This is a genomic window from Synechococcus sp. B60.1 (assembly GCF_047462555.1).
Lineage (GTDB): Bacteria > Cyanobacteriota > Cyanobacteriia > Thermostichales > Thermostichaceae > Thermostichus.
The window spans coordinates 1-19,679 of the sequence record NZ_JANSJN010000050.1 but is presented as its reverse complement, the minus strand read 5'-3'; the positions used below and the strand labels follow the sequence as shown (position 1 = coordinate 19,679).

The window sequence follows — 19,679 nt, the reverse complement described above, 5'->3', positions numbered from 1 at the left end:
AAAGTTGCCCGTCAGCGTAAAGACTGGCAACACAAGGTTACCTCAGAGATTGCGCGTCGTTATGACATCGGGGTAACCGGTCGCGTTAGCGGGACGGAGTCCTTAAAGCTCAACGTCAAGAACATGACCCGTCAAGCTAAGGGCAAAGGGAAGAAACATAAGGCCGGACTAAACAAGTCTATTTTGTCGGTGGGGTTTGGTACGCTGAACCAAATGCTGACCTACAAAATTGAGCAGAAAGGTGGTCTGGTCTTGTTTCTTCCCACGCAAACCCTCAAGCCGTCTCAGCGCTGTCCGTTCGCGTCAGCGGGACGGAGTCCTTAGTGCGGTGCTGTTCACAAGGAGTGGGCAGAGCTCAGTAACCGTTACCATGTCTGTTCTGCCTGTGGGTTTGCGATACCGCGGGACAGGGGGACGGTGATGGTACTGTACAACGTTGCTACTAATCAGCAACCGGGGTTGGGAACCAGCCTCGTGAGTCTTGGATGCTTCAGCTCTACTTCAGAGACCCGGTACACGGGATCTATGAAGCAACTGGGGCAGAAGAAGAGACAAAAGCTCTGCTGTCAAGCGGGTGAGGAAACCCCACCCGCCTACGCGGTGGGGTAGTTCATGTGGGAGCACTCCTACAAGCTAAGAAGAATCCCCTGGCTTACCCCTGCGCGAAAGCAAGCTATGGCAGGGGAGAGAGGGTCAAGGCTAGTGGGTTGACACTCCTCCGACTTTAGTCGGGGGAGTCTTACGCAGTCCACAGACAGACTTGCAAAGGCGCTCTCAAGACGCCCCTAGACGGTTCCTTGGAACCCAGTCTCAAGGTTCCGCTCACTTGTTGACTTACAGCACTGTCCGGGTCTTTCACCGGGGTGGGTACTTACATTGGCGAGCGACTCAAGTCGCTCAAGGACTCCGTCCCGCTAACGCGAACGGGCTTTTCCGCCCCGTACTAAATTAGGGGGCTACCCAGCTGCCCCGCTGTGTCGATGCGTCTGCTTCGGCAAGAGGCAGCTCCGGCAGAGGTGCTGGCTGAGGGAAAAAGTCGATGACCTCCCAGGTCTTGGCATTGGGAGAGGGATGGGCCAATAGCCACCGTTCGGGCAGGGTCTTGGGCTCTGCTTCCTCAGGGGAAGGGGAACTTTGCGCCTTCTGGTGGGCCAGGGTGAGCCGGAAGGGATTCCCCTGGCGGCGGTAGGGGCGGCGGGATCCCGGCGGCTTGACAATTAGGGTGTAGGTGCCGCTGAGGTGGTGGCCTTCCAGTTTCTCTCCTGAGGCCAACAGCAGGGGTTCACGGCGATCCTGACGGATTTGGACATCCTGCACTTCCAGACGGGCTGCCAAGCGGTCGCCGCCCACCAGAGAGGCAACCGCCCCAGCCGGGTGGGAGATCTGGTAGGCCAGCGCCTGCTGCACAACCGGCTTGGGGGGACGGGGGCCACAGCCCCCCAGTAACCCCAACAGTCCAATAGCTAGGAGGCTCATCAGGCAACGCAGGCTATTGCGCAGGGCCTGCCCCCTGTGGCGCCGGCCTCTCTCCAGTTTTGCCATGGCCTCCCCCTGAGCGATCCCTGTTGGCATCGTGGCCAAGCCCCTCAGACGACTGCCACGGTGGGGTGCTGCTTCAAGTACTCGGTATTGACTCCCGACTCGCGGGTGAGAGCCACCAGGCCGGTGCGGGCGATCTCGCGAATGCCAAAGCTGGTCAACATCTTGATAATCGCCACCATTTTGCCCGGATCCCCTGTCACTTCCAAAGTCAAAGACTCTTCCGCCACATCCACAATCCGGGCGCGGAACATCTGCGCCACGTCCATAATGGCGGAGCGGGTTTCGATGCTGGCGTTGACCTTGACGAGCATCAGCTCCCGTTCCACACAGGGGACATGGGTAATGTCGGTTACTTTCAGCACGTCGATCAACTTGTAGAGCTGCTTGGTCATCTGCTCCACATCGTGCTCATCCCCCTGCACCACCATGGTGATGCGGGAGATGCCAGGCCGCTCGGTAGGGCCGACGGTGAGGCTGTCGATGTTGAAGCCGCGACGGGCAAACATGCCGGCGATGCGGGTTAAGACCCCGGGCTGATCCTGCACAAGAGCGCTGAGGGTGTGTTTCACGGCAGCCACAGAAGGAGGTAGGAAAAATCCAAATACTCAGTGGAATTAAGATGGCGATAAGCAAATTTTACGCCAGTTTCGCAGCAATGTTCTGACGGGAGCTCTGGGGATCCCTTCGACATCGCTAGCCAAGGGATCCGGCCTCCCCGTCCGGGAGCTGCCGCAAAGATCGATGCGCCTGTTCCTGCAAAACTAGGTTGTGGTGTTGGCGGCTGACCTGCAAGGCAGCTTGCCAACTGGAAATAGCCGTTGCCCTATCTCCCATATTCTCGTAGGCCAACCCCCGACCGTACAAGCCGTACTCGTCGGCGGGATCCCCGAGGTTGCCGTCCGCTTCCAAGCGAAAGGCCTGGTCGTAATCGTCGAGGGCAGCTTTGATCTCCCCCAGCTCGTAGAGAAGATTGCCCCTGATGTAGAGAACGTGGGGTTGGCAGGGTTCTGCCTCTAGGCTGCGGCTGAGGTCGGCAATGGCCTCGTCATAGCAATCGGCCCAAGCATAGGCAACGCCCCGCCGATAGTAATGGGCCGGAGAGGGATCCCAGCGGATGGCCTGCGACCAATCGGCCACAGCCGTCTCCCATTCTCCCAGGTAGCCGTACAGCGTAGCGCGGCAGGCATAGGCGGGCGCCAAGGTGGGATCCCGACGAATGGCCTCGTCCAGGTGGGTTAGAGCTGAAGGCAGGGATCCCTGTTGCATGAGCAGGTTGGCCAAGCGGAGGTGGTGGGGGGCGTTGGGGTGTAGGCGCACCAGCTCGGTCAACTCCGCCGTTGCCCCCTGCAGATCCCCTTGCGACTGGCGAATCAGGCCGCGGTAAAGGTAAGGTTCTGGCCGGCGCGGGGCCAACTGGGTGGCCTGGTCGAAGTCCGCCAGCGCCTGGGGAAGTTGGCCGAGTTCGAGGTAAACTTGGCCCCGCAGAAGGTGGGCGTTGGCCAGTCGGGGATCTAGCTGCAGTGCCAGGTTGAGCTGCTCGACGGCCCCCATCAGATCCCGGTTCAGCCACCGTTCGCGACCGCGGTTGTAGGCCAAGATGGCGGGGCGGGTGAAGGCAGAAATGGCTGCCGCACTGGCCAGACCCATCACCGCCGAGAGGCGATCCTGCCGCCAACTGGCCAGGCCCCCCAACAGCAGGGCAGCCGCGACCAACAGGCGCAAACCGGCAGAGTCGTGGGCTTTGAGCATGGCATCAACCCGGAGCCGTTTGAATCTGTTTTTCTGATTCTGCCTGATTGGGCAGCGAGAAACACAGGGGGATAGCTTGGTGGCCCCGCACTGCGGGGCGGAAGAGCCCGAAGGCAGCTTTAGTTGCTCTCCCATCGCGCCAGGGAGCCGGAGGCCTTAGCAAGCACCTAGTACTGTGGAAGACCCAACCAGTGCAGAGCGTGGGGGCGTTGCTCAGCAAAGTCAGCAGAACCTCAGGGCTTTACGAACCTAGGGGATCTCTCTTCGTTCAGGCTGGATCGAGATAAGAAGGAAGGGGATCCCTGCTGTTTCCTTATTGGGTGGAATCGGCATTCTAGGCCCAGAGCATCAGCCGCAGCTCATAGGGATCGTGCATATCGGGGTGAAAGGGCAACAAGCGGATGGCCAGCCCCTGTAGGCCGCTGGCCTCGTAGCGAATCTGGCCGGAGAAGATGGCGCGATCCTCCACCGTCTCCACGTAGCGCAGGGGAGTTGCCTGGCCGTTCTGGATCTGGCCGTTGTCGTCCACCGGCCCCTGGTAGGCCTGGACGATCACGTCCTGCGGCTGCAGGGATCCCAGCCGCACCTCGACAGTCACCGTAAGGGGATCCCGGGCCATCACCACTTGGTCATCTTGCGCCGAGGGGAGGCCGGCGGCGGAAGCTTTCTTCGGGGTTTCAATCTGGACATTGAGGACCCGAATGTTGTACCAGTTCTCCTGCAAATGATTGCGCCAGCGGGTGAACTGGCGAGCCGACTCGAAGTTATCGCGGCGCATGCGGTCGAAGTAGTTACTGAGGGGGATGTAGGCCCGCTCGGCATACTCCAGTACCATGCGCTGCGTGCTGAAACGGGGGCAATTGAGGCAAATTGCCTGCTTCATGCGCTGAATCCAGGCGTGGGGCAGGCCATCGCTGCCGCGCTGGTAGAAGAGAGGGGCAACCTCTTGTTCCAGCAGGTCGTAGAGGGCATTCGACTCCACCTCATCTTGGTAGGCGCGATCCTCGTATTCCTCGCCGCGGCCAATGGGCCAGCCGGTCTGGTAGTAATCGGCCTCATCCCACCAGCCATCCAAAATGCTCAGGTTCTGTCCACCGTTGGCCGCCGCCTTCATGCCACTGGTGCCGCTGGCCTCGCGGGGGCGTAGGGGGGTGTTTAGCCACACATCTACCCCGGCCACCATCAGGCTGGTGACGTACATGTCGTAGTCTTCGATAAATACCAGCCGCTGGCGAAACTCTGGCTGGCGCGACACCTGCACAATTTGCCGGATCAGCTCCTTGCCTGGGTTGTCGCGGGGGTGGGCCTTGCCGGCAAAGATAAACTGCATTGGGTACCGGGGATGGTTGAGCAAGGCCTTGAGCCGTTCCAAGTTGTGAAACAGGAGGGTGGCCCGCTTATAGGTGGCAAAGCGGCGGGCAAAGCCAATCGTGAGCACTTCCGGGTTGAGGGCTTCAGAGGCCCACTGAATTTCCACCGCTGAGGCCGCCCGCTTTTGCAGTTGCTCCACCAGACGCTCGCGGGTGAAGGTGATCAGGCGGGAGCGGCTGCGCTCGTGGGCCCGCCACAGCTCCCCATCCGGGATCCGATCCACTTTCTGCCACAGGGGATCCGAGGGAGGAGCCTCCGCCCAATCTGGCCCCAGGTAGCGGTCGTAGAGAGCTTGGTTCTCCTCCCCTACCCAGGTGCGGGCATGCACCCCGTTGGTGATGGAGGTAATCGGTACTTCCTCCAGCGGGATCCCGGGCCATAGCCGGCTGAACATCTTGCGCGAGACCGCCCCGTGCAGCTTGCTGACGCCGTTGACAAACGAGGCCATGTTGATGGCCAGCACCGCCATGCTGAAGGGGGACTGGAAGTCGCCGGTGTTTTCGCGGCCCAGGGCCAAAAAGCGCTCCCGACTCAGGCCCATCTGGCTGTAGTAGAAGCCGAGGTAGTAGTCAATTTTGTCGGGCGGGAACAGGTCGATCCCGGCGGGTACCGGCGTGTGGGTGGTAAACATCTGGCTGGACTTGGCCACCTGCCAGGCCTCTTCAAAGCTCAGCCCCTGCTCCAGCATCAACAGGCGGATGCGCTCCACGGCCAAAAAAGCCGAGTGCCCCTCGTTCATGTGGTAGACGGTGGGATGGATGCCAAGGGCGCGCAAAGCCCGCACGCCGCCGATGCCCAGCATGATCTCCTGGTGGATGCGCACGTCCTGGTCGCCGCCGTACAGCTCATCGGTGATGTCTTGGTCGTACTGGCTGTTGGGCTCGATGTTGGTGTCCAAAAGATACAGAGGCACCCGCCCCACCATCGCCTTCCAGATGCGGGCAAACACCTTGCGCTTGGGGTAGTCCACCTCAATGCGAATCTCGCGGCCCTCCGCATCCCGCTGCAGCTCCAGGGGCATGTTGAAGAAATCGTTCACAGGGTAGCGCTCCTGCTGCCAGCCGTCGGGGTTGAGGTACTGGCGAAAATATCCCTTTTGGTAGAGCAGGCCCACGCCCACTAGCGGCAGGCCTAGGTCGCTGGCTGCCTTGAGGTGATCCCCGGCCAAAACCCCCAGGCCCCCTGAGTAGATGGGCAAACAATCGGCCAGCCCAAACTCGGCTGAAAAATAGGCGTAGCACTCCCCTTCCACCGCTTGGGCCGAGCGATACTTGCGGTACCAGGTGTCTTCCTGCAGGTAGCTCTGGAGCTGTTGGCTGGCCCGTTCCAACTGGGCCAAAAAGCCGGGATCCTCCGCCAGCTCGTCCAGCCGCTCCTGCCGGATCTGCCCCAACAAAGCCACCGGGTTGTGGCCACAGGCATCCCACAGATCCGGATCCATGCGCCGGAACAGGCTGCGGGTTTCCACGTTCCAACTAAAATGCAGGTTATAGGCCAGCAAGCGCAGACTTTCCAGAGCAGCCGGCAGGTAGGGAGTAACCTTAAACGTGCGTAACGGCTTCATAGTTAGGACGCGTGCAGGTCGCCACTGCCAAGCTACCCTGACCTCGGCGGGAGAGCACAGTTTTTTACAGCTTCTTTCGAGTTGAAGGCCGGGATCCTGCCTAGGTACCACCTGCCACCTCCAGGGAACCAAGGCATAGCGCATTCCTTGTTACATATGGATCTAACTGCACCCCTGGCCGACACCATTGCTGCCATTGCCACCGCTGTGGTGCCCGAGCAGGGCAGCATTGGCATTGTACGCCTTTCCGGCTCGCGGGCTTTGGCCATTGCCCAGGCCATCTTTACCCCCGCCCGCCGCAACGCTACCTGGGAGAGCCATCGCCTCCTCTACGGCTGGATCCACGATGAGAAGGGCCAGCGGTTGGACGAGGCCCTAGCCGTCTGGATGCAGGCCCCCCGCTCCTATACCCGCGAGGACGTGGTGGAGCTGCATTGTCACGGCGGCATCATGGTGGTTCAGGCCACGCTGCAGCAGTGCCTGCGCCAAGGGGCACGGCTGGCGCAGCCGGGGGAGTTCAGCCTGCGCGCTTTCTTGAACGGACGCATCGACCTCACCCAGGCCGAAAGTGTGGCCGATCTGGTGGCGGCCCGCTCCCCCCAGGCAGCCCAGATGGCGCTGGCGGGGCTGCAGGGCAAATTGGGACAGTCCATCCGCGCCCTGCGCCAGGAGCTGCTGGGCTTATTGGCCGAGATCGAGGCGCGCATCGACTTTGAAGAGGATCTGCCCCCTCTGAATGTCCCGGCTTGGCAGGCCCGGCTGCAAGCCATCCAGGCCCAGATGCAGGCCCTGCTGGCTACCGTCGAGCGGGGGCAACTGCTGCGCACCGGCGTGAAGGTGGCCATCGTCGGGCGGCCCAATGTCGGCAAGTCCAGCCTGCTCAACGCCTGGTCGGGCCAAGACCGCGCCATCGTCACCGACCTGCCCGGCACCACCCGCGACGTGGTGGAATCCCAGTTGGTGGTGAGAGGGATCCCCGTCCAGCTTTTGGATACTGCCGGCATTCGCGCCACCGACGATCCCGTGGAACGTCTGGGGGTGGAGCGTTCCCAACGCCTAGCCCAAGCTGCCGATGTGCTGCTGCTGGTCATCGACGCCCAAGCCGGCTGGACGGACGCCGACGCCGCCATCTACGAGTCCATTCGCCACCGCCCCCTCATCTTGGTCATCAACAAAACCGACCTCGCCCCCCCCGACGGGATCCCCCTCCCCGCCGAGATCTCTTACCGTGTCGCTGCCGTTGCCGCCCAAGGCCAAGGGATCCCGGAGCTGGAAGAGGCCTTGGAGCAGCTTGTTACCCAGGGGCGGCCCCAGCCCAACCTGGAGGTGAGCCTTAACCAGCGCCAGGCCGCCGCTCTCCGCCAGGCCCAAGCCAGCCTGGAACAGGTGATCCAGGCTATGCAGGCGCAGCTCCCCCTCGATTTCTGGAGCATCGACCTGCGGAGCGCCCTGCACGCCCTTGGCCAAATCACCGGCGAGGAGATCTCCGAAGCGGTGCTGGATCAGATCTTCAGCCGCTTCTGCATTGGCAAGTAAGTGCTTACTAACTCATACTCACTCTGAGTTTGTGTTAGTATGGGCTCAGTCGGGAATCGGCAGGCCGAGGGCCGCAGCGGATCCCGGATAATGGAAACACAACTTGGGAGGTTGGCTATGGTTACCGCCGCAAAAACCCGTCTCTACTCCACCCAGATCGACTTGCCGGCCGAGACCCGTGCGCAACTGGTGGAGTTGCTCAACCAGTCCTTGGCCGACACGCTGGATCTGAAAACCCAGGTGAAGCAGGCCCATTGGAACGTCAAAGGCATGAACTTCATCGCCCTGCACGAGATGTTCGACACCTTTGCCGGCACCCTGGAGAACTACGTAGACATGCTGGCGGAACGGGTTACGGCTTTGGGGGGCATCGCCCGCGGTACCGCTCGCATCGTCGCCCAAACCTCGAGCTTGCCTGAATACGACCTAACGGCTGAGGAAGGTCGGGCTCACCTGCAGGCTTTGGCGGCCCGCTACGGCCAGTATGCGGCTGCTGTCCGCCGCAACATCGACCGCACCACCGAGCTGGGGGATGCCGATACCGCCGACCTGTTTACCGAGATCTCGCGCCAGATCGACAAAGATCTCTGGTTCATCGAGGCTCACCTGCAGGCGTAACGCTGGCGAGGCAAATCTAAGGCAAGCGGGATAGGCAAAATGGGCGTCAACGCTCCCCTCCTTTACTTGGTGGCTTTGACCAGTATCCTCAGCGTGGTGGGCTACTTCGTCCTGCGTGAGGTGCTGCGGGTGCGGGCCCAGGAAAAAGTCATCCGCGAGCTGCAGCCCCGCCTGAGCAAAGGCAAGGGATCCCCACAGGAGCACTATGAGCTGGGCAGCGTCTATCTGCAGAAGCGCCTCTACGACCAGGCCATCCTCCAGCTCAAAAAAGCTCTAGAGGTGGCCGGGGAGAACATTCCCCCTGTCTGCAACGCCCTTGGCTTTGCCTACTTCAGCCAGGGGCAGTACGACCTGGCCATCCGCTACTACAAAGACGCAGTAGCAGCGGATCCCGGCTATGTGACCGCTTGGAACAACCTGGCCCATGCCTACGAGAAGAAAAATCTCTACGGCCCCGGCCTAGAGGCCTACGAGACGGTGCTGAAACTGGATCCAAAGAATGCCATTGCCAAGCGCCGCGCCGGATCCCTGCGCAGACGTTTGCAGCCCAGCCCCCGCGGCTGACCACGTTTTATCTGTATAGATGTCTGTGCAGATATGTATAAATACTTATGGCAGCTTGCCTATCGATTTTAAGATTACAACATCATAAACATTGGTGAGTGACTCAAGTCACCCGAAGGCTTTTCCGCGTTGCCTGGGCTGGTATTATGTCTTAAAAAACGAGAGGCCATTTCATGGATGCACAATCGGTGGCACCTGTGGTTCTGGTAATCCTGGATGGCTGGGGTTATCGCGAGGCCCCTGATGGCAACGCTGTCCTGGCCGCCCGAACCCCTGTTGTGGATAGCCTATGGGCTACCTACCCCCATACTCTGCTTCAAGCTTCGGGGCGAGCCGTGGGCCTGCCGTCAGGGCAAATGGGCAACTCAGAAGTGGGACACCTGACCCTCGGGGCGGGGCGGGTGGTGCCGCAGGAGTTGGTGCGTATCAGCGACGCCATCGAGACGGGATCCCTCTTCCAGGAACCCCTCTTGGTGGAGGTTTGTCATCGGCTCAAGGAGCAGGGGGGCCGTTTTCATTTCATTGGTCTCTGCTCTGAGGGGGGGGTTCACTCCCACATCGACCATCTCTACGGCTTGCTGAAACTAGCGGCCCAGGCGCGGATCCCTGCCTATGTCCACGCCATCACCGATGGCCGCGATACCTTGCCTCGCGACGGGGCCAGGGTTCTGGCCGCCCTGGAAAAAGAGCTGCAATGGCTGGGCAATGGCGTCATTGCCACCCTGAGCGGCCGCTACTACGCCATGGATCGGGATCGCCGTTGGGAGCGCACCCAAAAAGCCTACGAGATCATGACAGAAGATGGCCCTGGCTGTGGCCGTAGTGCCGCCGAGGTGATGGAAGCTTTCTATGCCCAGGATCTCACGGACGAGTTCATCCCACCCACTCGCCTGGCTCCGGGGGCGGTGCAGCCGGGAGATGCAGTCATCTTCTTCAACTTCCGCCCGGATCGCGCCCGCCAGCTTACCCAAGCCTTCGTCTGCCCCGACTTTTCCGGTTTCCAGCGCCGTCTGATTCCGGATCTCGCCTTCATCACCATGACGCAATACGATCCGACCTTGCCGGTGCAGGTGCTCTTTAAGCCCCAGAACCTGGATCACCTGCTGGGCCAAGTGGTGAGCGAGGCCGGCCTCAAGCAATTGCGCATTGCCGAGACGGAAAAGTACGCCCACGTCACCTACTTCTTCAACGGCGGTATCGAGCAGCCCTTTCCCGGCGAAGATCGCATCTTGGTGCCAAGCCCGCTGGTGGCCACCTATGACCAAGCGCCGGAGATGTCGGCGGTGGAGGTGACCGACAAGGCAATAGAAGCTATCGCCCGCCGCGAATACAGCCTCGTGGTACTCAACTACGCCAACCCCGACATGGTGGGCCACACCGGCAACTTCGAGGCCACCGTGCGGGCGCTGGAGACGGTGGATCGCTGCCTGGGCCGTCTGCTGGCGGCGGTGGCGGATGCGGGGGGTACCACCTTAATCTTGGCGGATCACGGGAATGCGGAGCTGATGTGGGACGAGCAGGGCAACCCCTGGACCGCCCACACCACCAACCCCGTGCCCTGCATTCTGGTGGAGGGGGAAAAGCGCAAGATCCCTGGTCGCGGTGGCGATGTCAAGCTGCGCTCTGGCGGCACCCTGGCCGATGTCGGCCCCACCCTGCTCGAGATCCTAGGCCTACCTCAGCCGCCAGAGATGACAGGGCAATCTCTTCTGCAGCCGGCAGAATACACCATCCTGCAGCGCCAGCCCAGTCCAGTAGGGCGCTGAGACCGGGAATTGCTCACTCGGCCACTAGGATCCCTGCCTGGGCCAGCCAAGCCTTCAGCTCCTCCCAGTTGCGGTAGAGGGCCAAAACCTGCGAGCGCTCAGGGTGATAAGGGGCGCTCAGGCGCTCCAGCTGCAAAAAGCGAGCCTGGGGGGGGATCACCGCCACTTCCGGATCGGGGGGCGTGGCCCGCCGCAGGGAGCTGCTGTAGCCGCGGTAGATTAGCACCAAATCAGCTTCTCCCTCGCTTTCTACCTCCACCCGCAGCACTTCCTGGGGATGAGCCTGGCTGTAGCGCTCCAAAGCCAGCGGCCAGGGCAGAGCACTCATGCCAGCTCCCCCTTGTCTGCACCGGGCCGCAGCCGCCAGACAAAGTAAACGCTGTAGAGCAGGTAGGCCACCAAGCCCCAAGCCCCCACGCTCCCCAGCAGCTCCGGCGGCACATTGGGATGGAAAATCTCTCGAAACCCCAGCGGCGGCTCAAACCAAGCTCGACACTCTGACGACAGAGAAGCCCGGAAGGCACAAGGCACGAAGGCTCCCGAAAAGAGGATCCCGGCCCCCATGTAACCGGTTACAGCCCACCGCCAGAGCAAAAAAGCTCGTGCCGCCCAGCTTCTCGACTGCCTGAGAGCAGTGCTCCAATCCTGCCAGAACCACAGGCAGACCGGGATCAAGAGCCGCGCCATCGCCCCGCTCAAGAAGCTGATGGGCAGGCCACCAATCATCAAATACACCGTCACCGCCAAGAGGCTGGACACCCGCCAGTAAACGATCAAGAGCTGAATCAGAGGACGTAACCCCACCGCAAAAGCCCAAATTAGGAGAGCCAACGGCAGCAGCACCGTCAGCGCCACGGCCAAGCTGTAGTCCACCCAGATTGCCTTGACCAGCCAACTCACGGGGATCGTCCTCGCCCTTTGTTCTCACTGCCCCATAGTATATAGAGCGGCAGGGTCGGCGGGATCCACCTCAAAACAACAGGAGGTAACAGAACATTGCAGCTTCTCGGCCACCCCAGGCAAAACTTTACATCCGAGGGCTTTCAGAAAGTTTTCCATTTTTGCCGTTGTCAATCCGTGAAGGTGGTAGATTCTTAAAGGAACATCTCCGTCTGTCGAAGGGCTAGTTGTCTTTCGAGGCGATAGTTGCAAGGTTCCATCCCGTCCTGGCCCGGCCCAACTCGTTAAGTATTGTTACTTAGTCGTGTTATTTTGGGTTAAGGCCAGATCCTCAGAGGTGGTGACCTCACTCCCATGGCACGTTCTTCCCGACTCCTCTCCCACAGTCCTGCCCGTTGGAAGGCGACCCCGTGGAAGCCCAAGCCTTTGCCGCCCCTAGAGGAGGCGCCGTCTCCGCCCCAGCAGAAGGCGGGTCTGGACTGCCAGAGTGCGTCGCAGCCGTCGCTTGCCCCGGGCAAAGCGGGTTTGGGGGAGAAGGCGACCACGGCAGGCAGGAGCTATGAAGCGCTGCAGCTATGGTTGGCGCTGGTCACCCTGGGGGTGAGCCTAGCCATTGCGGTGGGAGTGGCTTTGGTTTACTCACTGGCGGTGGCTGCCAACTATTTGCTGGGGGCAATCGTTGGCGTAGTCTATCTGCGCATGCTGGGCCGCGGCGTCGCGGAACTGGGCAAAAGTCGCAGCCGGCTGGGCGTGACGCGCTTGGCTTTGTTTGTCGGGTTGATCGTCCTGGCCACCCAGGTGAAGTCTTTGCAGGTTTTGCCCATTTTCTTGGGGTTCATGACCTATAAGGTCACCCTGCTGATTTATCTTGTTCAGACCTTGACCCGTTCGTCTTCTTCTGTGTGATGCTCATGAATCTGTTCTTCTCCTCTCCTCCTCTGCTAGCAGAACTTGAGGTCGGCCATCACCTCTATTGGCACCTGGGCAAATTCACCGTTCACGGGCAAGTTTTGATTGCCAGTTGGATTGCCATCGCCCTGATCTTGACCGTGGTGCTGTTGGGGACTCGTCAACTGCAGCGGGAGCCCGCTGGTCTGCAAAACTTTATCGAGTACACCCTGGAGTTTCTCCAAAGCATTGCCCGTGCCCAGATTGGTGAGAAAAACTTCCGGCCCTGGGTGCCCTATGTTGGCACCTTGTTCTTGTTCATCTTTGTCTCCAACTGGATGGGCAACCTCTTCCCCTGGAAGCTAATTCCCCTGCCGGAAGGAGAGCTGGCCTCTCCCACCAACGACATCAACACCACCGCCGGCTTAGCGCTGCTCACCAGTGTCATGTATTTTGTAGCCGGCATTAGCAAGCGTGGGCTGGCTTACTTTAAGAAGTACATCGAGCCCACGCCAGTTCTGTTGCCCATCAATGTCCTGGAAGATTTCACCAAGCCTCTCTCGCTGAGCTTCCGTCTGTTCGGCAACATCTTGGCAGAGGAGCTGGTGATCGCGGTGTTGGTGTTGCTGGTGCCGTTGTTGATCCCGGTGCCGGTGATGATCCTATTTCTATTTACGGGGGCCATTCAGGCTTTGATCTTCTCCACCCTCTCAGCTGCTTACATTGGAGAGGCGCTGGAAGGTCACGGGGGAGGGGATCACCACGATTGACCCAGGAGTTGGGCCAACCGCTGAGTTCAGGGCCCAGCTCTCAAAATCTCTCCAATGGGTCGTTGCAAGGGATCCCTTCTCTGGTAAGGTTTGTTGGGGCCGAGAGGCCACCGACAAAGAGGCGATCGGTTCGGCTACTCAGGCCAGATCACCTCAAAGTCAAAAGGCGCTGTTGCCAACAATTTGTTTTGTACTGACAAGGAGCATCTCACTATGGATCCGTTAACCTCTGCTGCTTCTGTGTTGTCTGCTGCTCTGGCGATTGGCCTGGGATCCCTGGGCCCGGGGCTGGGCCAGGGGAATGCTGCCGCCGCCGCTATGGAAGGGCTGGCCCGTCAGCCGGAAGCAGAAGACAAAATCCGCGGCAACCTGTTGGTTAGCCTGGCCTTCATGGAAGCGCTGACCATTTATGGCCTGGTGGTGGCGCTGGTGCTCTTGTTCGCCAACCCCTTCGCTTAATGCCTTCTGGGGGCGGCCCAGGCCGAGAGCTGGGGTCTTGCCCCCTTTCTTGCTCGATCTCAGATCCCGTTTCTGGTGGTGGAGCCCATGATCTGTTCAACCCTGTTGGCCGTCGAAGTGGCTGAGAAAAATGGCCTCTTCGATCTGGATGCCACCTTGCCCATCATTGCCGTCCAATTTTTGCTGCTGGTGGCCGTGCTCAACTCCCTCTTCTACGAGCCGGTTACTCGGGTCATCGACAGCCGCAACGACTACATCCGCGCCACCCAGGCGGAGGCCCAGGAGTGGTTGGACAAGGCGATGGCTCTGACCCGCCAGTACGAGGCTGAGATCGGCAAGGCCCGCCTACAGGCGCAGCAGGTGATCGCCGAGGCGGAAGCGGCTGCAGCCCGCATCCGTGCGGAGAAGCTAGCGGCGGCACAGGCGGAGATGCAAGCCAAGTTGGAAGCGGCGCGGCTGCAGATCGAGCAAGAGAAACAGGCGGCCCTCCAACAATTGCAGCAGCAAGTAGATACCATTGCTGCCCAGATCACCGAGAAGCTGTTGGGCAGCGCCCGTTAAGTAGCCGGTTGAACATTCCTTGGGAGTAGCGCGTGATGCTGGTGTGGAGCCTGGTGCCCGCTTGGCTTTTGGCCGTGGCCGAGCCGGTTACGGAAGCCACTGAGGGTTCTGCAGAAAAGGGGATCCTGGATGCGATTCTGGAAAGCAACTTAATCAACATCGCCATTATCCTCACCTTGCTGTACATTTTGGGGCGCCGGGTGGTGGGGGAAGCTCTGGCCAAGCGGCGAGAAGGTATCCTCGAGGAGCTGCGCCAGGCGGAGCAGCGCAAGCAGGAGGCGATCGAGAGGCTGGCGGAGGAACAACAAAAGCTGGCGCAGGCTCAGCAGGAGGCGGAGCGCATTCGCAAACAGGCGGAGGCCAACGCGGAAGCCCGCCGGCAGGAGCTGTTGCAGCAGGCGGAGCGGGAGATCGAGCGGCTGCGCGCCAACGCCGAAAGGGACCTCTCTGCCGAACAAGAGCAAATTGTCCAGGAGCTGCGCCGCCAGATTGTGCGCCAAGCCCTGCGCAAGGTGGAGCAGGAGCTGCCGCAGCACCTCAACGAGCAGGTTCACCAGCGCCTGATTGAACAAGGGATCCAGATGATTGCCCGCTAAGGAGGAGGAAGGGAAAAGCATGATCAGCCGCACCATGGCCGCCAAGGTGGTCGATCCCTACGCCGAAGCCCTGGTTTCTCTTGCCTCTGCTCAGGGGCTAATGGATACCTTTGAGGCCGACATCCGTTTCATGGCCGCGGTTCTGCAGGCCACGCCGGAGCTGGGCCAATTCCTCGCCAGCCCCCTGATCAAGGCGGAAGCCAAGAAAAACCTGCTGCAGCAGGTGTTTGCCGACCAGATCCACCCCCTGCTGCTGAACGCTCTTAAGCTGTTGAGCGACCGTCGCCGTATCATGTTCCTCGAGGCCGTCTGCCGGCGGTTCTTGGAGCTGCAGCGGAAGCTCCAAAATATCGTCCTGGCCGAGGTGACCACGGCGGTACCCCTGACGGAAGCGCAACAGCAGTCGATTCGCGAGCGGGTAAGAGACTTCACGCAGGCCAGGGGTGTGGAGCTCCAGATTGCCCAAGATCCCACACTGCTGGGTGGGGTGATCATCAAGATCGGCTCCCAGGTGATCGACCTCAGCTTGCGCGGCCAGTTGCGTCGGCTGGCGCTGCAGTTGGCCTAAATTGGCCCAACGTTTTCCTTAATAATTTTGGATCCCTTCCTATTCCGTTGAGAGGACTGCTATGCCTACGATTCGCCCAGACGAGATCAGTACCATCATCAAGCAGCAGATCGAACAGTATAACCAGGAGATGCAGATCTCCAATGTCGGTACCGTCCTGCAGGTGGGAGACGGCATTGCCCGCATCTACGGCCTGGAGAAGGTGATGGCCAGCGAGCTGCTGGAGTTCGAAGATGGCACTGTGGGCATTGCCCTCAACCTGGAGGAAGACAACGTCGGCGCGGTGCTGATTGGCTCCGGGCGCAACATCCAAGAGGGATCCACCGTCAAAGCCACGGGCAGAATTGCCAGCATCCCGGTGGGCGAAGCCCTGCTGGGCCGCGTGGTGGATCCCCTGTGCAACCCCATCGACGGCAAAGGGCCGATTCACTGCACCGAGACGCGCCTCATTGAGTCCCCGGCCCCCGGCATTATCGATCGCCGCTCCGTGTACGAGCCCCTGCAAACCGGCATCACCGCCATTGACGCTCTAATCCCCATCGGGCGGGGGCAGCGGGAGCTGATCATCGGCGACCGCCAAACCGGCAAGACCACCGTTGCCGTGGACACGATCCTGAACCAGAAAGGGCAGGATGTGATCTGCATCTACGTAGCCATTGGCCAGAAGCAGAGCACCATCGCCCAGGTGGTGGGCGTTCTAACTGAGCGAGGGGCAATGGACTACAGCATTGTGGTGGCTGCCGGCGCTGACAGCCCGGCCCCGCTGCAGTGGCTGGCCCCCTATTGTGGCGCCACCATTGCCGAGTACTTTATGTACCAGGGTAAGCACACTTTGGTGGTCTACGACGACCTCTCCAAGCAGGCGGTGGCCTACCGGCAGATGTCGCTGCTGTTGCGGCGTCCGCCCGGTCGGGAAGCCTACCCAGGGGATGTGTTCTATCTGCACTCGCGGTTGCTGGAGCGGGCGGCCAAGCTGAACAGCCGGCTGGGCGAGGGATCCATGACGGCGCTGCCGATTGTGGAAACCCAGGCCAACGACGTGTCGGCCTATATTCCCACCAACGTTATCTCCATCACCGATGGGCAGATCTTCTTGGAGTCGGATCTGTTCAACGCCGGTATTCGCCCCGCCATCAACGTTGGCATCTCTGTCAGCCGCGTCGGCTCGGCGGCCCAGACCAAGGCGATGAAGAAAGTGGCCGGCTCGATCAAGGTGGAACTGGCGCAATATCGGGATCTGGAAGCCTTTGCCCAATTTGCCTCTGATCTGGACGAGGCCACCCAGAAGCAATTGGCCCGCGGCCAACGGCTGCAGGAGATCCTCAAGCAGCCGCAATATTCGCCCCTGTCTTTGGATCAGCAGGTGGCGATTATCTACGCCGGGACGCGGGGGTATTTGGACGACATTCCGGTGGAGAAAGTCTCCAGCTTCAAGCAGGGCCTGCTGTCCTACTTGGGCACCACCCATCCCAAGTATGGCGAGATCGTCCTCTCCACAAAGCAACTCACTGAAGAGGCGGAAGAGATCTTGAAAACCGCCATCACGGAGTTCAAACAGAGCTTCCTGGCCAAGGCGGCTTAGTTGCCGGGGATCCCTGCTTTGGGGATCCCCATCCAGTAACCACAGCAGAGGGGATCGGTTATGGCAAACCTAAAGCGGATTCGCGATCGCATCAAGGCGGTGAAAAATACCCGCAAGATTACAGAGGCCATGCGCCTGGTGGCGGCAGCACGGGTGCGACGGGCCCAGGAGCAGGTGATGGCCACCCGTCCCTTTGCCGACCGCCTAGCCCAGGTTTTCTATCGGCTGCAAACGCGGTTGCGGCTGGAAAATGTCGAGTTGCCTCTGCTGAAGCAGCGGCCCATTGAAACGGTGGGCCTGTTGGTGGTGGCTGGGGATCGGGGCCTGTGCGGTGCTTACAATGCCAACGTTATCAAGCGCACCGAGGAGCGGGTGCGCGAGCTGCAGCAGACGGGGCTGCAGGTGCAGCTTTACCTGGTGGGCCGCAAGGTGGTGCAGTATTTTCAGCGCCGCTCCGCTCCCATTGCCAAGACCTACGTGAACTTGTCGCAGATTCCTACGGCGGCGGAAGCTGCGCAAATAGGGGATCAGCTCCTCTCCGCTTTCCTGTCCGAGAAAGTAGACAAGGTGGAGCTGATCTACACCCGCTTTGTCTCGCTGATTAGCTCCCGTCCGGTGGTGCAATCGCTGCTACCTCTGGATCCCACGCGCCTGGCTGCCCGCGACGACGAGATTTTTAACCTGCTGGTGCGGGGGGGAGAGTTCACGGTCGAGCGCAGCAAGATCGTTGCTCCTGTCTCAGCCCCGCCGCCAGACATGATCTTCGAGCAGGATCCGGTGCAGATTTTGGACGCGCTGCTGCCGCTGTACTTGAACAACCAGTTGTTGCGGGCTTTGCAGGAAGCAGCGGCCAGCGAGTTGGCGGCCCGCATGACGGCCATGAACAATGCCAGCGACAACGCCAGCGAACTCATCCGCACACTGGGCCTTGCCTACAACAAAGCTCGGCAGGCGGCTATCACCCAGGAGATCCTGGAGGTCGTTGCCGGAGCTGAGGCCCTATGAACTTCTCTCCCACCCTCACCCCCAACCCCTCTCCCTCTGGGAGAGGGGAGTTAGGGAAGGACGTAGGGAGACGTTTTATTTGAGGAGCCTAGATTGCGTCGCTGGGCTATCTGGGCGTTGAGCAGGATCACCGGCAAAATCCCCACCAGGACAATCGCCAAGGCGGGGGCGCCGGCCTCGGCCAGGCGTTCGTCGGCAGCCATGCGGTAGGTGTGGACGGCCAAGGTATCGAAGTTAAAGGGCCGCAACACCATCGTGGCCGGCAGCTCCTTCATCACATCTACAAACACCAGCAGCATCGCTCCCAGGATCCCGCCTCCCATCAGGGGCAGGTGCACCCGCCACAGGGTGCCCAGGGATCCCTGCCCCAAGCTGCGGGCTGCCTCGTCCAGGCTGGGAGGAATGCGCGCTAGCGTCGCCTCGACGGTGGACAGAGCCACCGCCAAAAAGCGCACCAGATAGCCAAACACCAACGCTAAAATAGTGCCGCTGATTACCAGACCGGGCGGCTGTTGAAAGAGCGCCTGCCGCAAGTAGCTCAGCAGTTGATCCAGTTGCCCCAGGGGAATCAGAACTCCTACTGCAATCACCACGCCCGGTAGCGCGTAGCCCAGGGAAGATAGCCGCACCGCCAGCCGCAGGCCCCAGGCCCGCTGTAGCCGCAAACCGTACAGCACCACCACCGCCACCGAAACGGCAATCACTGCTGTGAGCGTGGCCAGGAGGAAGCTGTTCTGGGCGTAGCTCCAAAAGCGGCGGCCCAACTCCCCCTGGCGCAGGGTCATATGGAGCAGGATCAGGGCAGGGATAACGAAGCCCAGCCCAATCGGGATCCCACAGGCCAGCCACGCTCCCACCCCCCGGATCCCGTGCAAGGGATAACGACTTGGGTTTGGCTTGAATCCTTGGCGATAGTAGCGCGCCCGCCGGCGGGAAAACTGCTCCAGGGCCATCAGTAGCAACACCAACAGCAAAAGCAGCGCTGAAAGCTGAGCTGCTGCCACAGGATTGCCCAGAGCTGTCCAGGTGCGGTAGATGCCGGTAGTAAAGGTATCGACCCCAAAATAGCTGACGGTGCCGAAATCGTTCAGGGTCTCCATCAAAGCCAGCAGACAGCCGGCCACGATCCCCGGCCGGGCCAAGGGCAAGGCCACCCGGAAAAAGCTGGCCCAGGGTCCGTAGCCCAAGGAGCGGCTCACCTCCAAACAGGCCACCGACTGTTCCTGGAAGGCCAGCCGTGCCGAGAGATACACATAGGGGTAGAGGGTGAGGACGAGCAGCAGGATCGCCCCCCACAAGGAGCGAATGTTGGGGAACCAGTAGTCGCCGATCCCCCAGCCGGTAACCCGCCGCAGCCAGGTCTGGAAGCCGCCGGTTACTTGCAAAAAGTCAGTGTAAGCGTAGGCCAACACATAAGTAGGAGTCGCCAGGGGCAACACCAGCATCCACTCTAGCCAGGCCCGCCCCCAGAATTCGCACATTGTCACCAGCCAGGCAGTGCCGCTGCCCACCAGGATGACTCCCAGCGCCACCCCCACCATCATCAGCAGGCTGTTGCGCACGTACAGCCCCAAGACCGTGTCGGTCAAGTGCTCCCAAACCTGCCGCTCATCAGCAAAAAGGCTGAGGAGAACCGTCAG

General features: G+C 60.8%; 19 protein-coding genes and 1 pseudogene. 13 read left to right on the top strand and 7 right to left on the bottom strand.

Annotated features, from left to right (window positions below; genetic code table 11):
- Positions 1 to 324 (top strand): annotated as a pseudogene (locus NW863_RS07260) (hypothetical protein); the annotation flags it as partial.
- Between the two features lie 624 nt (positions 325 to 948).
- Here the strand turns inward: NW863_RS07260 and NW863_RS07255 are convergent.
- The 4 genes from NW863_RS07255 to glgP all read right to left on the bottom strand — a co-directional run bounded on the left by NW863_RS07255 (position 949) and on the right by glgP (position 6,226).
- A complete protein-coding gene (locus tag NW863_RS07255) occupies positions 949 to 1,542 on the bottom strand; it encodes a hypothetical protein (RefSeq protein WP_414365563.1) in 594 nt (197 codons plus the stop codon).
- Positions 1,543 to 1,586: 44 nt separating this feature from the next.
- Positions 1,587 to 2,111 carry an acetolactate synthase small subunit gene (gene ilvN / locus NW863_RS07250; RefSeq protein WP_011430944.1) on the bottom strand — a complete coding sequence of 175 codons (525 nt, stop codon included), beginning with the start codon at positions 2,109 to 2,111 and terminating at the stop codon, positions 1,587 to 1,589.
- 124 nt (positions 2,112 to 2,235) lie between these two features.
- The gene (locus tag NW863_RS07245) at positions 2,236 to 3,291 is read right to left on the bottom strand and encodes a tetratricopeptide repeat protein (RefSeq protein WP_414365562.1); all 1,056 of its coding nucleotides are present in this window, start codon (positions 3,289 to 3,291) and stop codon (positions 2,236 to 2,238) included.
- Positions 3,292 to 3,625: 334 nt separating this feature from the next.
- Positions 3,626 to 6,226 carry an alpha-glucan family phosphorylase gene (glgP, locus tag NW863_RS07240; RefSeq protein WP_414365561.1) on the bottom strand — a complete coding sequence of 867 codons (2,601 nt, stop codon included), beginning with the start codon at positions 6,224 to 6,226 and terminating at the stop codon, positions 3,626 to 3,628.
- A gap of 156 nt (positions 6,227 to 6,382) precedes the next feature.
- On the opposite strand from glgP, the gene mnmE reads away from it, so the two are divergent.
- From mnmE to gpmI, 4 genes are all read left to right on the top strand, one after another.
- Positions 6,383 to 7,762: a tRNA uridine-5-carboxymethylaminomethyl(34) synthesis GTPase MnmE gene (mnmE, locus tag NW863_RS07235; RefSeq protein WP_414365560.1), complete on the top strand. Its 1,380-nt coding sequence runs from the start codon at positions 6,383 to 6,385 to the stop codon at positions 7,760 to 7,762.
- A gap of 117 nt (positions 7,763 to 7,879) precedes the next feature.
- Entirely contained in the window at positions 7,880 to 8,380 is a 501-nt protein-coding gene (dps, locus tag NW863_RS07230; RefSeq protein WP_414365559.1) for a DNA starvation/stationary phase protection protein Dps, read from the top strand.
- 39 nt (positions 8,381 to 8,419) lie between these two features.
- Positions 8,420 to 8,944 carry a tetratricopeptide repeat protein gene (locus NW863_RS07225; RefSeq protein ID WP_414365558.1) on the top strand — a complete coding sequence of 175 codons (525 nt, stop codon included), beginning with the start codon at positions 8,420 to 8,422 and terminating at the stop codon, positions 8,942 to 8,944.
- 173 nt (positions 8,945 to 9,117) lie between these two features.
- Positions 9,118 to 10,710, top strand: a complete 1,593-nt coding sequence (gene gpmI, locus NW863_RS07220) for a 2,3-bisphosphoglycerate-independent phosphoglycerate mutase (protein WP_414365557.1) — start codon at positions 9,118 to 9,120, stop codon at positions 10,708 to 10,710.
- A gap of 13 nt (positions 10,711 to 10,723) precedes the next feature.
- On the opposite strand, the gene NW863_RS07215 is transcribed toward gpmI, so the two are convergent.
- Together NW863_RS07215 and NW863_RS07210 are read right to left on the bottom strand one after the other, a co-directional pair.
- Entirely contained in the window at positions 10,724 to 11,038 is a 315-nt protein-coding gene (locus NW863_RS07215; RefSeq protein ID WP_414365556.1) for a hypothetical protein, read from the bottom strand.
- Positions 11,035 to 11,610, bottom strand: a complete 576-nt coding sequence (locus tag NW863_RS07210; RefSeq protein ID WP_414365555.1) for a DUF3177 family protein — start codon at positions 11,608 to 11,610, stop codon at positions 11,035 to 11,037. Before NW863_RS07210 ends, NW863_RS07215 begins: the two co-directional genes overlap by 4 nt.
- A 579-nt stretch (positions 11,611 to 12,189) precedes the next feature.
- Here NW863_RS07210 and NW863_RS07205 point away from each other — a divergent pair.
- The 8 genes from NW863_RS07205 (at position 12,190) to NW863_RS07170 (ending at position 18,039) form a co-directional block, all read left to right on the top strand.
- Positions 12,190 to 12,516, top strand: a complete 327-nt coding sequence (locus NW863_RS07205) for a hypothetical protein (RefSeq protein WP_414365554.1) — start codon at positions 12,190 to 12,192, stop codon at positions 12,514 to 12,516.
- A gap of 5 nt (positions 12,517 to 12,521) precedes the next feature.
- The gene (gene atpB, locus NW863_RS07200) at positions 12,522 to 13,268 is read left to right on the top strand and encodes a F0F1 ATP synthase subunit A (RefSeq protein WP_414365553.1); all 747 of its coding nucleotides are present in this window, start codon (positions 12,522 to 12,524) and stop codon (positions 13,266 to 13,268) included.
- A gap of 213 nt (positions 13,269 to 13,481) precedes the next feature.
- Positions 13,482 to 13,727, top strand: coding sequence for an ATP synthase F0 subunit C (atpE, locus tag NW863_RS07195; protein WP_011430931.1), 246 nt, complete (start codon positions 13,482 to 13,484; stop codon positions 13,725 to 13,727).
- A gap of 87 nt (positions 13,728 to 13,814) precedes the next feature.
- A complete protein-coding gene (locus NW863_RS07190) occupies positions 13,815 to 14,288 on the top strand; it encodes a F0F1 ATP synthase subunit B' (protein ID WP_414365552.1) in 474 nt (157 codons plus the stop codon).
- A gap of 35 nt (positions 14,289 to 14,323) precedes the next feature.
- Positions 14,324 to 14,884 carry a F0F1 ATP synthase subunit B gene (locus tag NW863_RS07185; protein WP_414365564.1) on the top strand — a complete coding sequence of 187 codons (561 nt, stop codon included), beginning with the start codon at positions 14,324 to 14,326 and terminating at the stop codon, positions 14,882 to 14,884.
- A gap of 19 nt (positions 14,885 to 14,903) precedes the next feature.
- Positions 14,904 to 15,452, top strand: a complete 549-nt coding sequence (atpH, locus tag NW863_RS07180) for an ATP synthase F1 subunit delta (RefSeq protein ID WP_414365551.1) — start codon at positions 14,904 to 14,906, stop codon at positions 15,450 to 15,452.
- Between the two features lie 61 nt (positions 15,453 to 15,513).
- Positions 15,514 to 17,034 carry a F0F1 ATP synthase subunit alpha gene (gene atpA / locus NW863_RS07175; protein WP_414365550.1) on the top strand — a complete coding sequence of 507 codons (1,521 nt, stop codon included), beginning with the start codon at positions 15,514 to 15,516 and terminating at the stop codon, positions 17,032 to 17,034.
- A 60-nt stretch (positions 17,035 to 17,094) separates the two neighbouring features.
- On the top strand, positions 17,095 to 18,039 hold the full coding sequence (locus NW863_RS07170; protein ID WP_414365549.1) for a F0F1 ATP synthase subunit gamma: 945 nt from the start codon (positions 17,095 to 17,097) through the stop codon (positions 18,037 to 18,039).
- A 50-nt stretch (positions 18,040 to 18,089) separates the two neighbouring features.
- Here the strand turns inward: NW863_RS07170 and NW863_RS07165 are convergent.
- The coding region (locus NW863_RS07165; protein WP_414365548.1) for an ABC transporter permease at positions 18,090 to 19,679 on the bottom strand (1,590 nt) is incomplete at its 5' end.

Bases quoted from the DNA above. Each gene is read 5' to 3' on its own strand.
- NW863_RS07170 (WP_414365549.1), top strand. From the start codon at position 17,095: ATGGCAAACCTAAAGCGGATTCGCGATCGCATCAAGGCGGTGAAAAAT.
- NW863_RS07245 (WP_414365562.1), bottom strand. From the start codon at position 3,291: ATGCTCAAAGCCCACGACTCTGCCGGTTTGCGCCTGTTGGTCGCGGCT.
- atpE (WP_011430931.1), top strand. From the start codon at position 13,482: ATGGATCCGTTAACCTCTGCTGCTTCTGTGTTGTCTGCTGCTCTGGCG.
- NW863_RS07215 (WP_414365556.1), bottom strand. From the start codon at position 11,038: ATGAGTGCTCTGCCCTGGCCGCTGGCTTTGGAGCGCTACAGCCAGGCT.
- NW863_RS07185 (WP_414365564.1), top strand. From the start codon at position 14,324: ATGCTGGTGTGGAGCCTGGTGCCCGCTTGGCTTTTGGCCGTGGCCGAG.
- atpH (WP_414365551.1), top strand. From the start codon at position 14,904: ATGATCAGCCGCACCATGGCCGCCAAGGTGGTCGATCCCTACGCCGAA.
- atpB (WP_414365553.1), top strand. From the start codon at position 12,522: ATGAATCTGTTCTTCTCCTCTCCTCCTCTGCTAGCAGAACTTGAGGTC.
- NW863_RS07255 (WP_414365563.1), bottom strand. From the start codon at position 1,542: ATGGCAAAACTGGAGAGAGGCCGGCGCCACAGGGGGCAGGCCCTGCGC.
- mnmE (WP_414365560.1), top strand. From the start codon at position 6,383: ATGGATCTAACTGCACCCCTGGCCGACACCATTGCTGCCATTGCCACC.
- dps (WP_414365559.1), top strand. From the start codon at position 7,880: ATGGTTACCGCCGCAAAAACCCGTCTCTACTCCACCCAGATCGACTTG.
- gpmI (WP_414365557.1), top strand. From the start codon at position 9,118: ATGGATGCACAATCGGTGGCACCTGTGGTTCTGGTAATCCTGGATGGC.
- glgP (WP_414365561.1), bottom strand. From the start codon at position 6,226: ATGAAGCCGTTACGCACGTTTAAGGTTACTCCCTACCTGCCGGCTGCT.
- atpA (WP_414365550.1), top strand. From the start codon at position 15,514: ATGCCTACGATTCGCCCAGACGAGATCAGTACCATCATCAAGCAGCAG.
- NW863_RS07225 (WP_414365558.1), top strand. From the start codon at position 8,420: ATGGGCGTCAACGCTCCCCTCCTTTACTTGGTGGCTTTGACCAGTATC.
- NW863_RS07190 (WP_414365552.1), top strand. From the start codon at position 13,815: ATGATCTGTTCAACCCTGTTGGCCGTCGAAGTGGCTGAGAAAAATGGC.